The 18204-nt window shown below is 75.3% G+C and carries 17 protein-coding genes and 1 pseudogene; 3 read left to right on the top strand and 15 right to left on the bottom strand.

Going from position 1 to position 18204, the window contains the following annotated elements:
- Window positions 1–6: 6 nt before the first annotated feature.
- From JKP75_RS17780 to JKP75_RS24160, 8 genes and pseudogenes are all read right to left on the bottom strand, one after another.
- A complete protein-coding gene (locus JKP75_RS17780) occupies window positions 7–2064 on the bottom strand; it encodes a sensor domain-containing diguanylate cyclase (protein WP_200489976.1) in 2058 nt (685 codons plus the stop codon).
- 240 nt (window positions 2065–2304) lie between these two features.
- Window positions 2305–2472 (bottom strand): hypothetical protein, encoded by a 168-nt coding sequence (locus tag JKP75_RS17785; RefSeq protein WP_200489975.1) that lies wholly within the window; start codon window positions 2470–2472, stop codon window positions 2305–2307.
- A gap of 193 nt (window positions 2473–2665) precedes the next feature.
- Window positions 2666–3127, bottom strand: a complete 462-nt coding sequence (locus JKP75_RS17790; protein WP_200489974.1) for an SRPBCC family protein — start codon at window positions 3125–3127, stop codon at window positions 2666–2668.
- A gap of 159 nt (window positions 3128–3286) precedes the next feature.
- Entirely contained in the window at window positions 3287–4699 is a 1413-nt protein-coding gene (locus tag JKP75_RS17795) for a dihydrolipoamide acetyltransferase family protein (RefSeq protein ID WP_200493327.1), read from the bottom strand.
- A gap of 1 nt (window position 4700) precedes the next feature.
- A complete protein-coding gene (locus JKP75_RS21950; RefSeq protein ID WP_375539257.1) occupies window positions 4701–4940 on the bottom strand; it encodes a transketolase C-terminal domain-containing protein in 240 nt (79 codons plus the stop codon).
- 94 nt (window positions 4941–5034) lie between these two features.
- Window positions 5035–5706: pseudogene (locus JKP75_RS21955) on the bottom strand (alpha-ketoacid dehydrogenase subunit beta); the annotation flags it as partial.
- Window positions 5703–6866 carry a pyruvate dehydrogenase (acetyl-transferring) E1 component subunit alpha gene (gene pdhA, locus JKP75_RS17805; RefSeq protein ID WP_309229960.1) on the bottom strand — a complete coding sequence of 388 codons (1164 nt, stop codon included), beginning with the start codon at window positions 6864–6866 and terminating at the stop codon, window positions 5703–5705. The gene pdhA and the pseudogene JKP75_RS21955, both read right to left, overlap by 4 nt.
- Window positions 6867–7051: 185 nt before the next feature.
- The gene (locus JKP75_RS24160) at window positions 7052–7303 is read right to left on the bottom strand and encodes a DUF3253 domain-containing protein (RefSeq protein ID WP_309229961.1); all 252 of its coding nucleotides are present in this window, start codon (window positions 7301–7303) and stop codon (window positions 7052–7054) included.
- 145 nt (window positions 7304–7448) lie between these two features.
- On the opposite strand from JKP75_RS24160, the gene JKP75_RS17815 reads away from it, so the two are divergent.
- Complete coding sequence (locus tag JKP75_RS17815) at window positions 7449–8096, top strand: MSMEG_1061 family FMN-dependent PPOX-type flavoprotein (RefSeq protein ID WP_200493329.1); 648 nt, start codon at window positions 7449–7451, stop codon at window positions 8094–8096.
- Between the two features lie 83 nt (window positions 8097–8179).
- On the opposite strand, the gene JKP75_RS17820 is transcribed toward JKP75_RS17815, so the two are convergent.
- From JKP75_RS17820 to JKP75_RS17830, 3 genes are all read right to left on the bottom strand, one after another.
- The gene (locus tag JKP75_RS17820; RefSeq protein WP_200493331.1) at window positions 8180–9502 is read right to left on the bottom strand and encodes a serine hydrolase; all 1323 of its coding nucleotides are present in this window, start codon (window positions 9500–9502) and stop codon (window positions 8180–8182) included.
- A 35-nt stretch (window positions 9503–9537) separates the two neighbouring features.
- On the bottom strand, window positions 9538–9864 hold the full coding sequence (locus JKP75_RS17825) for a DUF3817 domain-containing protein (protein ID WP_200489970.1): 327 nt from the start codon (window positions 9862–9864) through the stop codon (window positions 9538–9540).
- Between the two features lie 115 nt (window positions 9865–9979).
- The gene (locus JKP75_RS17830; RefSeq protein ID WP_309229962.1) at window positions 9980–10948 is read right to left on the bottom strand and encodes a C40 family peptidase; all 969 of its coding nucleotides are present in this window, start codon (window positions 10946–10948) and stop codon (window positions 9980–9982) included.
- A 378-nt stretch (window positions 10949–11326) separates the two neighbouring features.
- On the opposite strand from JKP75_RS17830, the gene JKP75_RS17835 reads away from it, so the two are divergent.
- Window positions 11327–11500 carry a hypothetical protein gene (locus tag JKP75_RS17835; protein WP_200489968.1) on the top strand — a complete coding sequence of 58 codons (174 nt, stop codon included), beginning with the start codon at window positions 11327–11329 and terminating at the stop codon, window positions 11498–11500.
- A gap of 28 nt (window positions 11501–11528) precedes the next feature.
- Window positions 11529–12359, top strand: coding sequence for a YhjD/YihY/BrkB family envelope integrity protein (locus JKP75_RS17840; protein ID WP_200489967.1), 831 nt, complete (start codon window positions 11529–11531; stop codon window positions 12357–12359).
- 2266 nt (window positions 12360–14625) lie between these two features.
- On the opposite strand, the gene JKP75_RS17850 is transcribed toward JKP75_RS17840, so the two are convergent.
- The 4 genes from JKP75_RS17850 to JKP75_RS17865 all read right to left on the bottom strand — a co-directional run bounded on the left by JKP75_RS17850 (window position 14626) and on the right by JKP75_RS17865 (window position 18168).
- A complete protein-coding gene (locus tag JKP75_RS17850) occupies window positions 14626–14805 on the bottom strand; it encodes a hypothetical protein (protein ID WP_200489965.1) in 180 nt (59 codons plus the stop codon).
- A 224-nt stretch (window positions 14806–15029) separates the two neighbouring features.
- The gene (locus JKP75_RS17855) at window positions 15030–15698 is read right to left on the bottom strand and encodes an acVLRF1 family peptidyl-tRNA hydrolase (protein ID WP_200493332.1); all 669 of its coding nucleotides are present in this window, start codon (window positions 15696–15698) and stop codon (window positions 15030–15032) included.
- The gene (locus tag JKP75_RS17860; protein WP_200493334.1) at window positions 15695–16954 is read right to left on the bottom strand and encodes an alpha/beta fold hydrolase; all 1260 of its coding nucleotides are present in this window, start codon (window positions 16952–16954) and stop codon (window positions 15695–15697) included. The genes JKP75_RS17855 and JKP75_RS17860 overlap by 4 nt, the downstream gene beginning before the upstream one ends.
- Entirely contained in the window at window positions 16954–18168 is a 1215-nt protein-coding gene (locus tag JKP75_RS17865; RefSeq protein ID WP_200489963.1) for an MFS transporter, read from the bottom strand. The genes JKP75_RS17860 and JKP75_RS17865 overlap by 1 nt, the downstream gene beginning before the upstream one ends.
- Window positions 18169–18204: the final 36 nt, after the last annotated feature.

Below are 18204 nucleotides of genomic sequence, written 5' to 3' on the forward strand. Positions count from 1 at the left end.
GGGGGATCAGCCGGCCGGGCGCGCTGAGCCCTGCCCCTGCTTGTGCCGGTACATGGCGGCGTCGGCGCGGCGCAGCAGCTCCTCGGCGTCCCCACCGGGGTGGTGGACGGCGACGCCCACGCTGGTGCCGACCGCCACCTCCCGGCCCTCGAGCCGGAACGGCTCGGCGAAGCAGTCCACGACGCGGGCGGCCAGGCCGTGCGCGTCGGCCTCGTCGTCCAGGCCGGGCAGGATGATCGCGAACTCGTCGCCGCTGAGCCGGCCGACGGTGTCGCAGGGGCGGATCGCGGCCCGCAGCCGGGCGGCGACCTGGCGGAGCAGCTCGTCCCCGGCCGCGTGCCCGAGGGCGTCGTTGACCTGCTTGAAGCGGTCGAGGTCGCAGAAGAGCACGCCCAGCTGAGCCCCCGGCCCGGCCGACGGCAGCTCGGCGAGCAGCCGCTCCAGGAACAGCACCCGGTTGGGCAGGCCGGTCAGGGCGTCGTGGTGGGCCTGGTGGCGCACGGTCTCCAGCAGCTGCGCCCGCTGCAGGGCGGAGACCGCCTGGTCGCCGACACCGCGGAGCCGGACCAGCACGTCGTCGGTGAGCTCCTCCGGGGCGGCCGCCGACGTCCAGCTGGCCGTGGCGATGCCGAGGAAGTTGCCGTCGGCGACCAGCGGGAGCGCGATGACGTCGGCGACGCCGATCTGCGCGAGCAGGGCGCGCAGGACGGGGCTGCTCTCGCTGCCGCGGATGAGGCGCGGCTCGCGGTTGCTGAGCAGCTCCAGGACCTCGGGGCTGTCCTCCGGGCTGAGGGGCGTCTCGAAGAAGGCCGCCTGCTTGGGCTTGCCCACGTTCGCCGAGGCGCGGGCCCGCAGCTGCCCCGCCGACGGGTCCCACAGCATGACCGAGGCGCCCTCGGAGCCGACGACCCGCGGCAGCGCGTTGGCGACGACCTGGCAGATCCCGTCCACGGCGTCGGCAGCGGCGAGCTCGTGCGCGAGGTGGAGCAGAGCACCGGCCCGATCGGCCTCGAGCCGGGCGTCGTCGAGGGCGAAGAGCAGTTCCAGGGCGGCGGCCGCGTGCGCGGCGTACGCGGCCAGCATCGCCTGCTCGTCGGCCATCGACCCGTCACCGGAGGGGTAGACGGCCGCCAGCCGGCCGTGCCGGCGCCGCGCGGACGCGACGTCGACGACGACGGCGCGCGGGCCGAGGTCCTCGCCGGCCAGCAGCCGGCGGGCGAGCTCCTGCGCCTCGTCGTCGGGGAGCCCGGCGCTGTGCACCAGGGGCGCACCCCCACCGGGGGCGGCGACGGCGAGCAGGTGGGCGGGGGCCAGGACCGCCTGGCCGGCCCGCGCGACGATCAGCCGCAGGACGGTGTCGAGGTCGTCGCTGCCGGCCAGCTCGGTGGCGGTGTCCTGGAGGGTGCGCAGCTGGCCGCGCAGCGCCGCGAGCTCGCGGTGGACCTCCGCGCGGGAGCCGCGCCGTCGCAGCCGGGACCGGCGCTCCCAGGTGACCTCGCAGACGCAGGTGCGCCCGTCCCCGGTCCGGCACTCCGCCGCGGTGATGACCCCGGTGGGCAGCCCGAACAGCTCGGGGACGGTGGTGGCCAGGCCGCGGGAGAAGTCGCAGTCCAGGGCGGAGTGCTCGTAGCCCTCGTGCAGGTGCAGGGCCAACCGGGCCGAGGTGGCGGTGATCTCGAGGATCTCCATAGAGGAGACGGTCGTGAACTTGGCGACGGCGCGCGGGAGGCGGCGGAAGACCTGGCGGGGCGATCCGAGCGCCCGCAGCACCAGCTCGAGGGAGTGCGCCATGCCGCTGCGCAGCGCCGCCTGACCCACGTGGAACATCACGTCCGGGTCACCGAGGACCTCGGTCGCCGCCGAGAACAGCCGCACGCGGGTGGCGTAGCTGAACCAGCGGGACTGGTCGCAGAGCTCCTCGGCGGTCTCGGAGACGCCGGCCAGCTCGAGCAGGCGGGCGACGGCGTCGGGCTCGCCGTGCACGGCGACGTATGTCAGCAGGCCGGCGGTCGTGACGCCGGAGGTCTCGCGCGCGGTGGCGACGGACGACCGAGCCGCGGTCACCGCGGACTCCTCAGCGCATCGGCCCACGTCAGAGGCGCGGCCGAGGCCCGATCGAGGGGCCGGGCCGGGGCACTCTCCGTCCGCACGCGCATCACGGATGAGGTTTCGGCACGCACCGGTCCCATCATGAGCGGAACCACCCGTACGGGTGGGAGGCCCGGCCCGGACAGCATTCGACCCCGGCCTCGCGAGAGGTCCGGGGTCGGGAGTGCGGCGCCGCCGCGAGGCGGCGCGGCCGCCTCAGCGGCGGGTGTACGAGGTGGCGCTCGCCATGGTGAGGAGCTCGTCACGCATCGCCGGGCTGCTGCTGCGGGCCAGCGCCTGGTCGATCGCGCGGCGGGTGCGCGCCGCCTGACGCCGCTGCCGCCAGGAAGACGTCACGCTGTTCATCGTCGGTGCCTCTTTCATCGGTCGTGGTGTGCCTGCACCTATGACAGTGCGGGCGATGCCCTCATTATTCCGATGGATCGTAGGTCAGTCACCAGCGACACCGACGATCTGTCATCCCGCCGGGTGAGTCCGCTCACGTCCGGCCCCGGAACGACGACGGCGCCCGCCCTCCGGGAGGAGGACGGGCGCCGTCGAGGCGTGCGCGGAGAGGTCAGCTGGGGCGCTGGACGTCTCCGCGCCAGGCACCGGTCTCGGTGCCGCGGCTCTCGATGAACTCCTTGAACTTCTTCGCGTCGGCCTTCACCTGGCGGTCGTCGAAGCCCAGGGCGGCGCCGGCCTTCTCGACCAGGCCCTCGGGCTCCCAGTCGATCTGGATCATCACCCGCGTCTTGGTGTCGTCCAGCCGGTGGAAAGTGACCACCCCGGCGTGCTTGGCCTCACCGGAGGTGCTGGTCCAGGCCACCCGCTCCTCGGGGTGCTGCTCGGTGATCTCGGCGTCGAACTCGCGCTTCACGCCGTCGATGTTGGTGACCCAGTGGGTGTGCGTGTCATCGATCTGCGTGATCTTCTCGACTCCGCCCATGAAGTGGGGGAAGGACTCGAACTGCGTCCACTGGTCGTACACGGCCCGGATCGGGACGTCGACGTCGACGGATTCCTGCACGCTGGCCACGGTCTCGCTCCTCGTGTCGTCTGATCGGTCGCGCACGACCTACCCCGGGCACCCGGCTCCGACACGTCCCACCACGTCGACCCCCCGACCGGGGGATCCGGGGCCCGGGGACCAGGACCCGGGGACCAGGACCCGGGGACCCCGAGCCCGCCGGCCGCGTCAGAACGCCAGCGCGGTTCCGGGGTCGGCGAGCAGCGCCCCGACGTCGGCGAGGAACCGCGACCCCAGCTCGCCGTCGACGATCCGGTGGTCGAACGAGAGCGCGAGGGTCGTGACCTGCCGCGGGCGCACCTCCCCCTTGTGCACCCACGGCCGTTCGGCGATCGCGCCGAACGCCAGGATGGCCGCCTCGCCGGGGTTGAGGATCGGCGTCCCGGTGTCCACGCCGAAGACGCCCACGTTCGTGATCGTGAGCGTGCCGCCGGTGAGGTCGGCCGGCGCGGTTCGGCCGGCGCGTGCGGTATCGGTGAGCTCGGCCAGCGCGCCGGCCAGCTCGGCGAGCGAGAGCCGCCCGGCGTCCTTCACGTTGGGGACGACGAGACCGCGCGGGGTGGCCGCGGCGATGCCCAGGTTCACCTGCCCGTGGACGACGATCTCCTGCGCCGCCTCGTCCCAGGAGCTGTTGACCAGCAGGTGCCGCGCCGCCGCCAGCAGCACCGCCTTGGCCACGAGCAGCAGGGGGCTGATCCGGACGCCGGCCAGCTCCGGCCGCTCGGCCAGCCGCCGGCGCAGCTTCATCATCCGCGTGACGTCGACGGTGAGGAACTCGGTGACGTGCGGGGCGGTGAACGCGCTGGCCACCATCGCCGCGGCGGTGTGCTTGCGCACCCCCTTGACGGGGATCCGCTCCTCCCCCCGCGGGGCAGAAATGGCCATGTCTGCCCGGGGAGCGGGAGCCGTCCGGGCGGCGTCGACGTCGGCGCGGGTGATGACCCCGCCCGGGCCGGTGCCGGTCAGCTGCGCGAGGTCGACGCCGAGGTCCTTCGCGTACTTGCGCACCGGCGGCTTGGCCAGGGGCCGCGGGCCACGGCGGCCGGGTGCGACGGCGGCCGAGGAGGCGGCGTCCTCGCGGATCGCGGCGGCTTCGGCCTGCCGGCCGACCTCCAGCCCGCCGTGGCGCACCGGCTTGCTGCGGGCGTCCGGGGCGGTGGCCAGCAGCGGCGGTCCGGCGGCTTCGGGAACGGCGGTCCGGCGGGGGCGGCGGCGCGCCTCGGTGCTGCGCGGGCCGTAGCCGACGAGCACCGCCGTCCGGCCGTTCGCGGTGGTCTCGCCGATCAGCCCGCCGGGCTGCGGCGCCTCTGGCGGCTCCGCCGCCGTCCCGCCGCCGGTGTCGACGGTGATGATCGGCGTGCCGACGTCGACCGTCGCGCCGGCCTCGACCAGCAGCTCGACGACCACGCCGGCGTACGGCGAGGGCAGCTCCACCGCGGCCTTCGCCGTCTCCACCTCGCACAGCGGCTGGTTGACGGTGACGGTGTCGCCGACGGCGACCAGCCACTGGAGCAGCTCGGCCTCGGTCAGCCCCTCGCCGACGTCGGGCAGGGCGAACCGGCGCAGCGTCGCGTGCGTCATCTCAGAACTCCATCGCGCGGTCGATGCCGTCCAGGACCCGGTCGAGGTCGGGGAGGTAGTCCTCCTCGAGCTTGGACGGCGGGTAGGGCACGTCGTAGCCGCCGACGCGCAGCACCGGGGCCTCCAGGGAGTGGAAGCAGGCCTCGGTCACGCGGGCGGCGATCTCCGCGCCGAGACCGAGGGTCACCGGCGCCTCGTGCACGACGACGCAGCGGCCGGTACGGCGCACCGAGGCGATCACCGGGTCGAGGTCCAGCGGCGAGAGGGTGCGCAGGTCGACGAGCCTCCAGCGAGCGCCCCTCCTCCGCGGCCGCCTCGGCCGCCTGCAGCGCCGTCTTCACCATCGGGCCGTAGGCGAGCACGGTGACGTCGTCGCCACCGCGGACCACCCGCGCGCGGAACAGCGGCTCGGGGTCGGCGGCGGTGTCGACCGGCGCCTTGTCCCAGTAGCGCCGCTTCGGCTCCAGGAAGACCACGGGGTCGGGGCAGGCGATCGCCTGCTGGATGCCCCAGTAGGCGTCGACCGGATTGCTGACCGCGACCACCTTGAGCCCGGGGGTGTGCGCGAAGTAGGCCTCGGGGCTCTCGCTGTGGTGCTCGACGGCGCCGATCCCGCCGCCGAAGGGGATGCGGATAACGATCGGCATCGGCACCGTCCCGCGGGAGCGGGCGTGCAGCTTGGCGACCTGGGTGACGATCTGGTTGTAGGCGGGGAAGACGAAGCCGTCGAACTGGATCTCGACGACCGGCCGGTAGCCGCGCATCGCCAGGCCCACCGCGGTGCCGACGATGCCGGCCTCGGCCAGCGGGGTGTCGACGACGCGGGCCTCGCCGAAGTCCTTCTGCAGGCCGTCGGTGATGCGGAAGACGCCGCCGAGCCGGCCGATGTCCTCGCCCATGAGCACGACCGTCGGGTCGTCCTCCATCGCGCGTCGCAGGCCCTCGTTGAGGGCCTTGCCGATCGTCAGCGTCCGGGTCGGGGAGGCCTCGAGCAGCTCGGCGGTCATGCCGCACCGCCCTCGAAGGAGGCCTGGTAGGCCTCGAACGCGGCGCGCTGGGCGGCCAGCGGCGGCGTCATCTCGGCGTGGACGCCGTCGAACATGGCCGTCGGCGGCGGATCGGGCATCTCGACGGTGCCGCGGCGGATCCGCCCGGCGAGCTCGTCGGCCTCGGCCTCGACACCGTCGAAGAAGGCGGCGTCGGCCAGGCCGCTCCGGGAGAGGTAGGCCTTGAGCCGGGCGATCGGGTCGCGCAGCTTCCACTCCTCCACCTCGTGGGCCAGCCGGTAGCGGGTGGGGTCGTCGGAGGTGGTGTGCGCGCCCATCCGGTAGGTGAACGCCTCGATGAACGTCGGGCCCTGGCCCTCGCGCGCGGCCCGCAGCGCCGCGCGGGTGACGGCCAGGACCGCGAGGACGTCGTTGCCGTCGACCCGGACGCCGGGGAAGCCGAAGCCCGCGGCCCGCCGGTAGAGGGGCACCTTGGACTGCCGCTCCAGCGGGACGCTGATGGCGTACTGGTTGTTCTGGCAGAAGAAGACGACGGGGGCGGCGAAGCTGGCGGCGAACACCATCGCCTCGTTGACCTCGCCCTGGCTGGTGGCGCCGTCGCCGAGGAAGGCCAGGACGGCGGACTCCGCGCCGTCGCGCTGCACGCCCATCGCGTAGCCGGTGGCGTGCAGGCACTGGGCACCGATGACGATCGTGTACAGCGCGAAGCCCCGCTCGCGGGGGTGCCAGCCGCCGTTGTCGACGCCGCGGAACAGGCTCATGACGTGCAGCGGGTCGACCCCGCGGGCCCAGGCGACGCCGTGCTCGCGGTAGGTCGGGAAGGCCATGTCGCCGTCCTGCAGGGCGCGGCCGGCGCCGAGCTGGGCCGCCTCCTGGCCGAGCAGCGAGGCCCAGATGCCCAGCTCGCCCTGCCGCTGCAGCGCGGTCGCCTCGGCGTCCCACCGGCGGACCAGCACCATGTCGCGGTAGAAGCCGCGCAGCTCCGCGTCGGAGACCTCCAGCGGGTACTCCGGGTGCTCCAGCCGTTCGCCCTCGGGCGTCAGCAACTGCACGAGGTCCGGCTGCTGCGGGAGGTGCGGCGCGCCCGCCCCGGGGAGGGGGCCGGGGTCGTCCCCGGCCCGGTCGGTCTCGGCCTCGATCTCGTTGCGCACAGCGGTCACCGCTCGCTCCTCGCCGTTCGCCGCCCTGGCCGGGGTCACCGGAACCGTGCGGACGCCTGCCGGCGCCGGGGTGTGGCGCCGCTCACACATCCTGCCACGGCCCGCGCGCGAGCCCTACGAACTCGTGGCCATCAGCGGCCGATCACCACGAGTTCGCATGGTTCGCGCCGTCCGGACCGCCCTGATCAGCGCTCCGGGCGGCGGATGCGGACCGGCCCGCGGGCGGTGCCGACGTCGACGACCTGCCCGCCCTGGGTCACCTCGACCTCGCCCGCCGCGGCCAGCCGCCCGGCCGCGGCGCGGGCCGCCGGCATGAGGTCCCGCCACGCCTCCGGCTCCACCCGGCGGGCGGCCTCCGAGGGGCAGATCGTGGCGCCCGCGCGGCGCAGGTCGAGCAGCTCGCCGATCGCCTGCTCGAGCCGCGCGTCGTCGTCCACGCCCCGAGCGTGCGCGGCTCGTGGCCGCACCGCCAGCGCAGGGGCGGGCCGCACACCCCGGCGAGATCGCCGATCTCGCACGCTGCGGACCCCCGGGACGTGCGAGATCGGCGATGTCGCCCGGAGGAGGCGGCAGGATGCCGGCATGGAGGAGATCACCACCGAGGAGCAGCTGCGCGCCCTGCTCGGCGAGCCGGTGCCCGCGGCGCTGGCCAAGGAGCGGACGGCGCTGGCCGACGTCGACCGGGAGTGGCTGACGGCGTCCCCGTTCTGCCTGATCGCCACGAGCGGCGCGGACGGCAGCTGCGACGTCTCCCCCAAGGGCGATCCGCCGGGGTTCGTGCGCGTCCTGGACGACCGCACCGTCGCGGTGCCCGAGCGCGCGGGCAACCGCCGCGCCGACGGCTACCGCAACATCCTGGCCAACCCGCACGTCGGGCTGATCTCGCTGCTGCCCGGCCGCACCGACACGCTGCGCATCAACGGCCGCGCCCGCCTGGTCACCGACGCGGAGCTCCTCGACACCATGGTCGTGAAGGGGCACCGGCCGGTGCTGGCGGTGGTCGTCGAGATCGAGCAGGTGTTCCACCACTGCGGCAAGGCGTTCCTGCGCTCGCAGCTGTGGGAGCCGGAGAGCTGGGCGCCCGACGCCGTCCCCTCCCGGGCGCGGATCGCGCACCGCGCTCGAGCGGAAGGACGAGCCGCTGGAGGAGCTGGAGCGCTACTACTCCTCCGACGCCTACGCCGCGGGCCTCTACCCGACCCGGTGACCCGCGATGATCAGCCCACCTGATCGTCGAGCGTCCTCCCTCACCTCCCACGCTGAGGGAGGACGCGCCACGATCAGGTTCCCTGATCGTGGCGCGGCCCGGGGGGTCAGGCCGTCCAGCCGGCCTCGTCGACGCCGCCGGGCACGGGCGCGGCCGGGTCGTAGGGCGTCCGGGTGAAGATGAACGTGCCCAGGTCGAGGTGGTCCGCGGCGATCCGCAGCGTCTCGCCGGCGTAGTAGCCGTCCAGGCCGACCCAGCGGCCGTCGCGCTGCTGGAACCGGCTCGCCCGCCCGCCGCGGCCGGGGAGCGGGCCCAGGTGCAGCAGGCCGCCGGGCACGGCGCGCAGCGCCACGGGCGTCACGCCCCAGAACCAGACGCCGAGGACCTCCAGCGGCACCGGCGACGACGCGGGGCTCCAGGGCTCGACGACCCGCGGCTCGGCGGCGCGCAGGTCGGCCAGCAGCCCGAAGACGACCGGCTCCACCCCCGCGGTGGCGTTGGCCAGGGAGACCGCGCCGATCTGCTCGTCCCGGTCGACGAAGACGCCGGCCAGGAAGCCGGGCATCGAGCCGCCGTGGCCGACCAGCGTCCGCCCGTCCACGCGCAGGACCTGCAGGCCCAGCCCGTACGCCGACCAACCGGGCGCCGAGGAGTCGACGCCCGCGGGCTCGGTCATCTCCTCGAGCGTCGCCGGGTCGAGGACGTCGGCGGTGTCGCCGAGCAGGAAGGCGGCGAACCGGCCGAGGTCGGCCAGCGTCGACCACAGCTGGCCGGCGGCGGCCATGACGCCCGCGTGGTGCTCCGGCTCCGGCAGGACGACGTCGGCCCACGGGTGCACGGCCTGCCCGCGGGCGGCGGCACCGGACGGGCGCGGCGTGGTCCGGGACATCCCGAGCGGCGCCAGCACCTCGGCCCGCACCGCGTCGTCCCAGGACGTCCCCCGCGCCCGGGCGACCAGCTCACCCAGCAGCCCGAACCCCAGGTTGGAGTAGTGGAACCGGCGTGCGGCGCCGAGGACGACGTCGTCGTCGGCCAGTCCGAGGTCCGCCAGCGAGCCGCCGGGCACCCGCTCCCACCAGCCGCCGGGGCTCTCCGCCGAGGCGCCGGCCAGGTGCGAGAGCAGCTGCCCGACGGTGCGCTCCCCGAACGGCGTGCCGGGCAGGTGCCGATCCAGCGGGTCGTCGAGGGCGAGCCGGCCCTCGTCGCGCAGCCGCATCACCAGGACGGCGGTGACGGTCTTGCTGATCGAGCCGAGCCGGTACTGGACGTCGTCGTGCGGCTCGGGCACGTCGCCGCGGCCGGCCGACCAGGCCAGCCCACCGTCGCGGACGACGCCGGCGACCAGGCTGGGGGCGCGCCCGTCGCGCTGCGTGCGGGCCACGCGGGCGAGCAGGGTGCGGGCGGTCGCGGGCAGCACGGGATCGGGCATGCCGGCGACGGTAGCGCCGCCGGCGTCCGTGCAGGTCAGCTGGTGCGGACGGCGTCCCCGGACGGCAGCGCGCCGGTGCGGGTGGCCCAGCGCTCGAACCAGATCGTCACCAGCGGCGGCACGGAGGCGGCCAGCGCCAGCAGCGCGGTGACCGGCGACCAGCGCAGGACCCGGGCCGCCACCAGGGTGACCAGCACGTAGGCCACGAAGATCCCGCCGTGGATCGGCCCGAAGACCTGGACGCCGACCTCGGAGGTCTCCAGCACCCACTTCACGAACATCCCGATCAGCAGGCCGACCCAGGAAAAGGCCTCGGCGACGGCGACGACGCGGAACGCGGTGGCGACGGTGCGGGGGTTCATCGGGAGGTGTCCTCGGGGATCGGCGGGAGCGGTGCTCGTCGGTCGACGGCTCAACGGGCGGCCGCGGCGGTGCGTCCCCGGCCGGGGTGTGATCCTCGCGGCAGTGCCCGGTGGATCAGGCCGAGATGCGGCGGGCGCCGGCGTAGCCGCCCATGACGTCGACCGGGGCGACCTTGACGACGTCGCCCGACGTGGGCGCGTGCACCATCTGGCCGTTGCCGATGTAGATGCCCACGTGGCTCACCGGGCTGTAGAAGAACACCAGGTCGCCGGGGCGCAGGTCGGCGCGGGCGACGGCCTGGCCCATCTGCGCCTGGAGCCGGCTGGAGTGCGGCAGGGAGATGCCGGCGGCCCTGAACGCGTACTGGGTGAGGCCGGAGCAGTCGAACGAGCCCGGCCCGCCGGCGGCCCAGACGTAGGGCTTGCCGCGCTGTGCCATGGCGGTGGTGATGGCGACCTGCGCGGCGGCCCCGTCGGCCACCACCGGCGCCGACGCGGCGGCGATCGGCTCGGTGCGCTCGCTGCGGCTGGCCCGGTGGGCCTCCTGCGCGGCGGCCAGCACGGCCCGGCGCTCCTCGGCACCGAGCCGGTCGTGGATCGCGCGGTACTCGCCGATCTGCCGCTCGAGCTCGGTCTTCTGCCCGGAGACCGCGTCGTACTGGCGCTGCGCCTCGGCGGCGGAGGCCTGGAGCTCCGCCTGGGCCCGGGCGGCGGCGGCGTTGGCCTCGGCCGCGACGTCGAGCAGCTGGTTCTGGTGCCCGGCGACCATCTGCAGCGTGGACATCCGGTTGACGAACTCGTCGGCCGAGCCGCTCACCATGAGCGCCTGGAAGGAGTTGAGCCCCGAGCCGGTGTAGGCGCTGCGGGCGACGCCGCGGACGCTCCGCTGCGCCTCGGTCAGGACGGCGGTGGCCCGCTCCAGCTCGGCCTGCGCGGCCTGGGCGGCGGCCTGCTGGGCGGCCAGGTTCTCCCGCGCCTCGTTGAACTGCTCGGAGAGCACCTCGAGCTCGTGGCCCCGGGCGGCGACCAGTTCGGCGGCCTCGGCGGCGGTCGTCGGGTTCGCGGGAGCAGCCGACGCGGGCACGGTCGCGAACAGGATCCCGGCGGCGCCGGCGAGTGGCCACGAGGGCCCGGCGGGCGGTGCGTCCGCGGGCGGGAAGCAGAGGGGTCGCCATGAGCGGGCGGCTCTCCGATCGATCGGTGGTCCGGCGGGCTGGCACCCAGGCGGTGACGGAACGCCCCGGCGGGCACACAGACCGTAAAGCTGTTACCGGGCCGTGACAATGGGCGAAATACAACTGTGTGGTTTGCCGTCCGAGGGGCGGGGGTACGGCAGGGCGCTGGCCTGCGCGGATGCGTGACGGACCCGTCCACCCTCGCGGAACGTGTGAGGACCGACACGCCGCGGCAGATCCGGTCCGGAGCCGTTTCGGACGGCCCGCCGACGCGCACTACCGGGGGCATGGATCTGCGCCGCCCCCTCGTCCTCCTCGCCATCGCCGGATCGCTGGTCGCCTGCGGCGACAACACCGACGTGCAGCGCGGCGAGACCAACTGCGACTCCACCAGCCAGGACGCGAGCAACCCGCACGACGCGAGCTGCGAGGAGACCGGCAGCAACGACGACGTCGGGTGACCGCGGAGCCGCCTGGCACCCTCTAGCGGTGCGCCCCTGGATCCGGTCCCTGCTCAGCGGGGTGCGACGGCGGCTCCAGGGCCGCGACCTGGCGCTGATCGCGGCGGGCCTGACCTTCTACGCGGGCATCGCCGTCGTCCCGCTGCTCGTGCTGGCGTTCTCGCTCACCGCCCGGCTCACCTCCGCCGAGCGCGTCCGCGAGCTCGGCGGCCGGCTGTCGGACCTGCTGCCCCCGGAGCTCGGCGCACCCGACGCCGTCGCGCGGCTGGTCGAGGCCGGCGTCGGCCTGGGCCCGCTGCAGGGGTTGCTCGCACTGCTGCCCATGTCGCTCTACGGCGAGGGGCTCCGCCGCGCGCTGCTGCGCTTCAGCCGCCGCGAGGAGGGGATGACCGCCTGGCGCGGCCGGCTGTACGCCCTGCCGCTGCTGCTCGTCACGCCCTTCCTGCTCTACCCGCTGCTGCTGGCCGCCGGCGCCATGGCCGACCTCGCCGACGACGGCGGCGCCTGGGCGACGGTCGGCCGGACCGCCGTCGGCTTCTACGCCTGCCTGGGTGCCCTCACCCTGCCGCTGGCCTGGGGCTTCCGGGTCGTCGGTGGCGGGCAGGTGCGCTGGCCCGCGCTGGTCTGCGGCGCGCTGTTCACCGCGGCCTGCGTGTCGGGTTTCCTCCAGGGGTTCGTGCTCTTCCTGTCGCTGCCCCTGGACCTCGGCGCCCCGTTCGGCGGGCTCACCGTCGTCGGCGGTGTCGTCGCGCTCGGGTTCTGGCTGTGGCTGCTGCACCTGGTCGTGCTCTCCGGCTGGCTGCTCACCGGCTCGCTGGACGACCTGCTCGCCCGCCGCTCCGGCGTCGTCGCGGGCTGAGGGGCTCCGCTCAGCCCGCGACGTCCGCGAGCTCGGCGGGCAGGTCCCCGCGGTGCAGCACGACCAGCGTGCTCACCGCCCGGGTGAGGACGACGTAGAGCCGGTGCAGCCCCCGCGGCTCGGCCGGCCACGATGGCCGCGGGGTCGGCGACGACGACCGCGTCGAACTCCAGCCCCTTGGCCAGGGTCGCCGGCACGACCGCGAGCCGGGCAGGGGGTTCGCCGTCGTCGCCGAGCGCGGCGGCGGGCAGACCGGCGGCGACGAGCAGCGCGACGACGTCCGCGACGTCGTCGTCGGCGCAGACGACGCCGACGGAGCCGGGCTGGTCGGCCAGCTCCGCCACCACGCCGGTCAGCGGGCCGGCGAGGTCGGTCACCGGGTGCACGCGCAGCGAGCCGGGCTCCCCGCGGACGGCGGTCGCCGCCGGCAGCCCCGGCGCGATGACCGGCAGCAGCCGGTTGGCGTAGTCGAGCACCTCGGCCGGCACCCGGTAGCCGCGGGTCAGCGGGCGGACGACGGTGCCGGGGCGGCCCAGCCCGCTGAGCGTCTGCTCCCAGTCGGGCGCCGACCACGGGCTGGTCGCCTGGGCGAGGTCACCGAGCACGGTCAGCGATCCGGCGGCGAGCCGGCGGGCGACGGCCCGGCACTGCATCGGGGACAGGTCCTGCGCCTCGTCGACGACGACGTGGCCGAAGCCCGGCGTCCGCTCGAGCAGGCCGGCGGCCTCGTCGACGAGCACCGCGTCGGCCGCCGTCCAGGGCGCCGTGCGGACCGACCGCGGCGGCGCGGGCCAGGCGAGCAGCGCCTGCTCCTCCTCGTCGAGGACGCCGCGCGCGGCGCGGGCGAGCAGCGCGGGGTCGCCGAGCAGCGCCGCCACCAGCCCCGCGGCGTCCCGCGCCGGCCAGACCGCGTCGCAGAAGGCCCGCACCTCGGCGCTGCGGGCGGCCCGCCGGGTCTCGGCGTCGGTCGGGCTGCCGCCGGCCTCCTCCTTCTGCCGGCGGGCGTCGCCGGCCAGGAGCATCGCCAGCCGCTCGCGGGCGGCCGCGTAGTGCAGCAGCTGCTGGTCGTCGCTGCCGCGCGCCCGGCGGCGCAGGTCGTCGACGTAGCGCTTGAGCCGCTCGACGGTCACCCGGTAGCGCCGGCCGGCCAGCGGCACGAGCACGTCGTCGACCGGCTTGCGGATCTCGCCCCAGAGCGCCCGCCGCAGGACCTCGGCCATGCGCACGTCGCCCTTGAGGACGCCGGCCGCCGAGCCGTCGACGGCGCGCACCGGCACCCGGGCGGTGAGGTCGGCGACGGTGGACTGGGCGACGTCCACCTCGCCGAGGGTCGGCAGCACCTGCTCGATGTAGCGGAGGAAGGCCCGGTTGGGGCCGACGACGAGGACGCCGGTGCGGGCCAGCTGGCCGCCGTGCGTGTAGAGCAGGTAGGCCGCGCGGTGCAGCCCGACGGCGGTCTTGCCGGTGCCCGGGGCGCCCTGCACGCAGATCGACTCGGCCAGCGGTGCCCGCACGATGTCGTCCTGGTCGGGCTGGATCGTGGCGACGATGTCGCGCATGGGCCCGCTGCGCGGCCGCTCGATCTCCGCGCGGAGGAACTCGCCGGGGCCGGCGTCGCCGGTGTCGAGGCGCTCGTCCTCGTAGCCGGTGAGCTCGCCCTCGGCGAAGCCGAACCGGCGTCGGCGGGCCACGCCCTGGGGATCGGCGGGGGTCGCCTGGTAGAACGGCCGGCTCATCGGCGCGCGCCAGTCGATGACGACCGGGTCGCCGGCGTCGTCGCGCACGTGCCGGCGGCCGATGTGGAAGGTCTCGGGCGCCGGGCCCTGGCCGTCCGTGCGGCCGAAGAAGGGCGGGACGCCGGGGTCGGCGGCCAGCAGCCGGAGCCGCTCGGCGCGGGCCGCGCCGAGGCGCTCGGAGGCCCAGGCGTCGACGCCGGCGTCGGTCACGGCGGTGGTGGCCTCCCGCATGAGCGCGAGGCACTCCTCGGCGCGCGCGAGGTGGGCGCGCTCGGCGGCGAGGACGGGGTCGGGGGCGGGATGGGTCTCGGGACGTGCGACGGGAGACACGGTCGGAGGACGCTACGCCGCGCGGCACAGGTGGTCGAGGGCCTTTCGGCCCGCGGCCCGTCGTTCGAGCGATCCGGAACCGGTTGTGCCCGCACCCTCGCCGAAATGGCCCGGGAACGACAGCGACGCGAGACCCGCTCCTCGGAGCAGTTCTCGCGTCGTCGCGTTCCCGGCCCCATTCCGGGGCGGGGGAGAATGGTTCAGCTGTGCGCGCGGAGGATCCGGCCGAGCTTGGCGATGAAGCGCACGCCCTCACCCTGGTAGGAGGCACCAGGGGCGCGGTCCGCCTGGAAGTACGACGGGTCGGCGTACAGCATCGGCGCGAAGCTCATCGGGATGTTGCCGAGCGTGCTGGGCTTGTAAGCGGTGTGCGTTCCCATGACTCTCTCCTGACGGATGTCGGTGGTCGTGATTCGCATCGGCCACGCTTGGTCGTTCCTTTACCAGTTAACGGCAGATTTCCCGAATGGATGCCACGCTCTCCTGCGATGCTGGTCACGTCACGCGGGCGAGAGTGGCCCACGACACTTCTCGGCTGTGGCACAGCGCACGTTTCGCCATTCTTCGACCATTACCGCACCATTCCGGCACGAAATGCGGACCCTCAGGAGCGGTCGTCGGGCTCCACGATCGTGACCTCGACGGCGCGGAACAGCCCGGGCGTCGTCAGCAGGACGGCCTTGGTCGGCTCGCCGACGTCGAGCGCGGGCTCGCGGCGGAGCGCGGCGAGGACGGCCAGCCGGCGATCGGCGAGCACCTCGTCGACCAGCCCCCTGTCCCCGCCGGTGAACAGCGCGGCCACCTCGGCGGCGTGCGGCAGCAGCACCCGGGCCGCGGTGTCCGCGGCCGCGCCCACGACGGCGTCGGTCTGGTTCCCGCGGCGGCGTGCGAACCGCTGCTGCGACCAGCCGCCGGCCGCCGTCCGGCCCTGCACCTGGCGGGCGTCGACCTTGGAGACCACCAGGCGCTCGCCGTCGAAGACGCCGACGGCCCACCGGCCCCGCCGCACGAGCAGCACGGCCGCGACGCGGTCGGCGCGCGCGGCAGCGGTGAAGCTCGCCAGCGCCGGCGTGCCCGGCGTCCAGCCGAACGGCGCCCGGAGCGCGACCGACGTGGTGTCCGCGCAGGTGAGCCGGAGCATGCCGTGCTCACCGACGACGACGTCGGCGAAGGTCCCGTGCCGCTCGGCGACGCCGTCGAGCCACCGGCCCAGCCGCTCGGGGGCGACGCCCAGCCGCCGTCCGCCACCCGGGGCCGGCCGGGGACGGGTCACCGCGCGCGCAGGCCGAGCAGCCGGTCGAGCACGTCGCCGGTGCGCAGCCCGTCGTGCTCGAACTCGTTGGTGACCCAGGTGCGCACGTTGCCCACGGCCGCCGCCGTCTCCAGCGAGAGGTCGGCGTCGACGTACATGTCGTCGAAGTAGACGGCGGCGTCGACCGGGACCTCGTTCGCCGCCAGCCGCGCCGGGTCGTAGAGGGGCGGGAGGTCCGCCCGGTCCGCGAGCGCGTGCGCGGCGGCCGCGAAGGGCCTCAGCGCGGCGATCTCGTCGAACATCCAGGGGTAGATCATCTCGCCGGTGAACGGCAGCGGACGGCGGTCGCCGTCGAACTCCGGCGTCCGCTCGGCCTCCGCCGCCCACCCGGTGGCGCCCGGCCCGGCGTAGATGCTCTCGTGGAGGGCGGCGTAGAGCGGGTTGTCCCAGAACGCGGTCCGGCGGGCGACCTGGTCGAGGAAGGTGTCGGACAGCCCGCCCGGGGCGCCGTCGTCCAGCGCCTCCTCGAGCAGCCAGTGCAGCTCCTCCGCGCCGGCCTGGGTGCCCAGCACCTGGCCGACGGTCTGCAGCCGGCGCACCGACAGCACGTCGCCGTCCGGCAGCCGGACCGGAGCGGCGGCGAGCCGGTCGGCGACCGCTCCGGCCCGCGCGACGTCGGCGGGGTAGCGGGCGTAGAAGCGGGCCACCTTGGCGGCGACGCGCGGGTAGGTCCGGCGGTACAGCGCGCGGGCGTCGGGCTGCAGGGCCGGCAACCCGCCGGTGACCAGGCAGCGGTCCAGCGCCTGCGGGGCGGTGGAGAGGTAGGTGAGTGTGACGAACCCGCCGTAGCTCTGGCCGAGGGTGGTCCACCGGCGCCCGCCGTAGAGGGTGGCGCGGACGAGTTCGGCGTCAGCGACGATCGCGTCGGCCCGGAAGGCCGCCAGGTGGTCGGCGGCGGTCTCCGCGTCCGGGAACCGCTGCACGGTCGCGCCGGTGATCCGCGTGCTGCGCCCGGTGCCGCGCTGGTCGAGCAGCACCACGCGGAAGTCGCGCAGCGCCCGGGCGATCCAGCCGCCGCGGGTGGGCCGGGGCGACTTCCCGCCCGGACCGCCCTGCAGGAACAGCAGCAGCGGCAGGTCGGCGTCCCGCTTCTCCGGGTGCACCAGCTCGCGGACGAAGACCTCGATCGCCGCGCCGTCGTCGGTGCCGTGGTGCAGGGGCGCGCGCACCGTCCGGTCGCGCACCAGCGCACCGGCGATTTCGTACCGCTCGTCCATCAGCGGGCCAGCGCGGGCGTGGGGGCGTGCTCGGCGGGCACGTGCAGCGCCCGCTGGCCCAGTGCGACGACGAGGGCGGCCACCGCCGCCGCGAGCGTCGCCACCGACAGGGCGGCGTTCGCACCGGACACGTCGACGATCTTGCCGGACACGGAGGCGCCGACGGCCACGCCCAGCGCGAGCGCCGTGCCGATCCAGGTGAACGCCTCGGTGACCGACGCCCGGGGGACGAGCAGCTCGGCGAGGGTGAAGGCGCTGATGAGCGACGGCGAGACCGCGATCCCGGCGAGCACCACGAACGGCAGCATCAGCCACACGTCGCGGACCAGCACCAGCGGGGCGCTGAGCAGCGTCAGCAGCACCAGCACGGCCGCCAGGCGGTGGCGCAGCGGCAGCCGCCAGTGCACCGTGCCCCAGCCGATGCCGCTGATCATCGACCCGACCGCGAGCCCGGCGATGAGGACGCCGGTCATCGGCTCGGCGTCCAGCTCGTCGGCGAAGGCGACGAGGCAGACCTGCAGGGTGCCGAGGACCGTCCCCACCCCGGCGGCGACGACGAACAGCACCTTGAGGCCGTCGGACCGCATCGCCGAGGAGCTGCTGCGGTGCTCGTGGGCCGTGGGCTGCGGCTCGGTGCGCCGCTGCCCCGCGAACAGCAGGCTGCCCACGGTCGCCAGCACGAACGCGGTGACCAGGCCCGAGGTCGCGTGCCCCGTCGTCGACAGGATCGCCACCAGCACGGGGCCGAGGACGAAGACCATCTCGTCGACGACGGACTCCATGGCCAGTGCGGTCGGCAGCCGGTGGCTGCCGCGCAGCAGGTGGGTCCAGCGCACCCGGATCATCGAGGAGACCGGCGGCAGGCAGGCGCCGGCCAGCCCGGCGGAGGCGAAGACGAGCAGCAGCGGCCAGTCCCGCCGGACGGCGAGCAGGAACAGCGTGCCCGAGGCGACGAAGACCGTCACCACGGGCAGCAGCACCCGGCGCTGGCCGTGGGCGTCGGAGAGCCGGCCGATGAACGGGCCGGACACCGCCGTCGTCACCGCGCCGACCGCGGCGACCGCGCCACCGAGGCCGTAGGAACCGGTCTCGGCAGCCACCAGCAGCACGCAGCCCAGCCCCACCATCGACAGCGGCAAGCGGCCCAGGAAGGCAGCCAGCACCATGGGCAGGGCGTGCGGCGTGCGCAGCACCTGCAGGTAGGGATTCGCCACGTGGGGAAGAGCCTCCGTCGAACCGGTTGCGGCTCT

This window comes from Blastococcus sp. TML/M2B (assembly GCF_016612865.1).
In the GTDB taxonomy this organism is placed as follows: domain Bacteria; phylum Actinomycetota; class Actinomycetes; order Mycobacteriales; family Geodermatophilaceae; genus Blastococcus.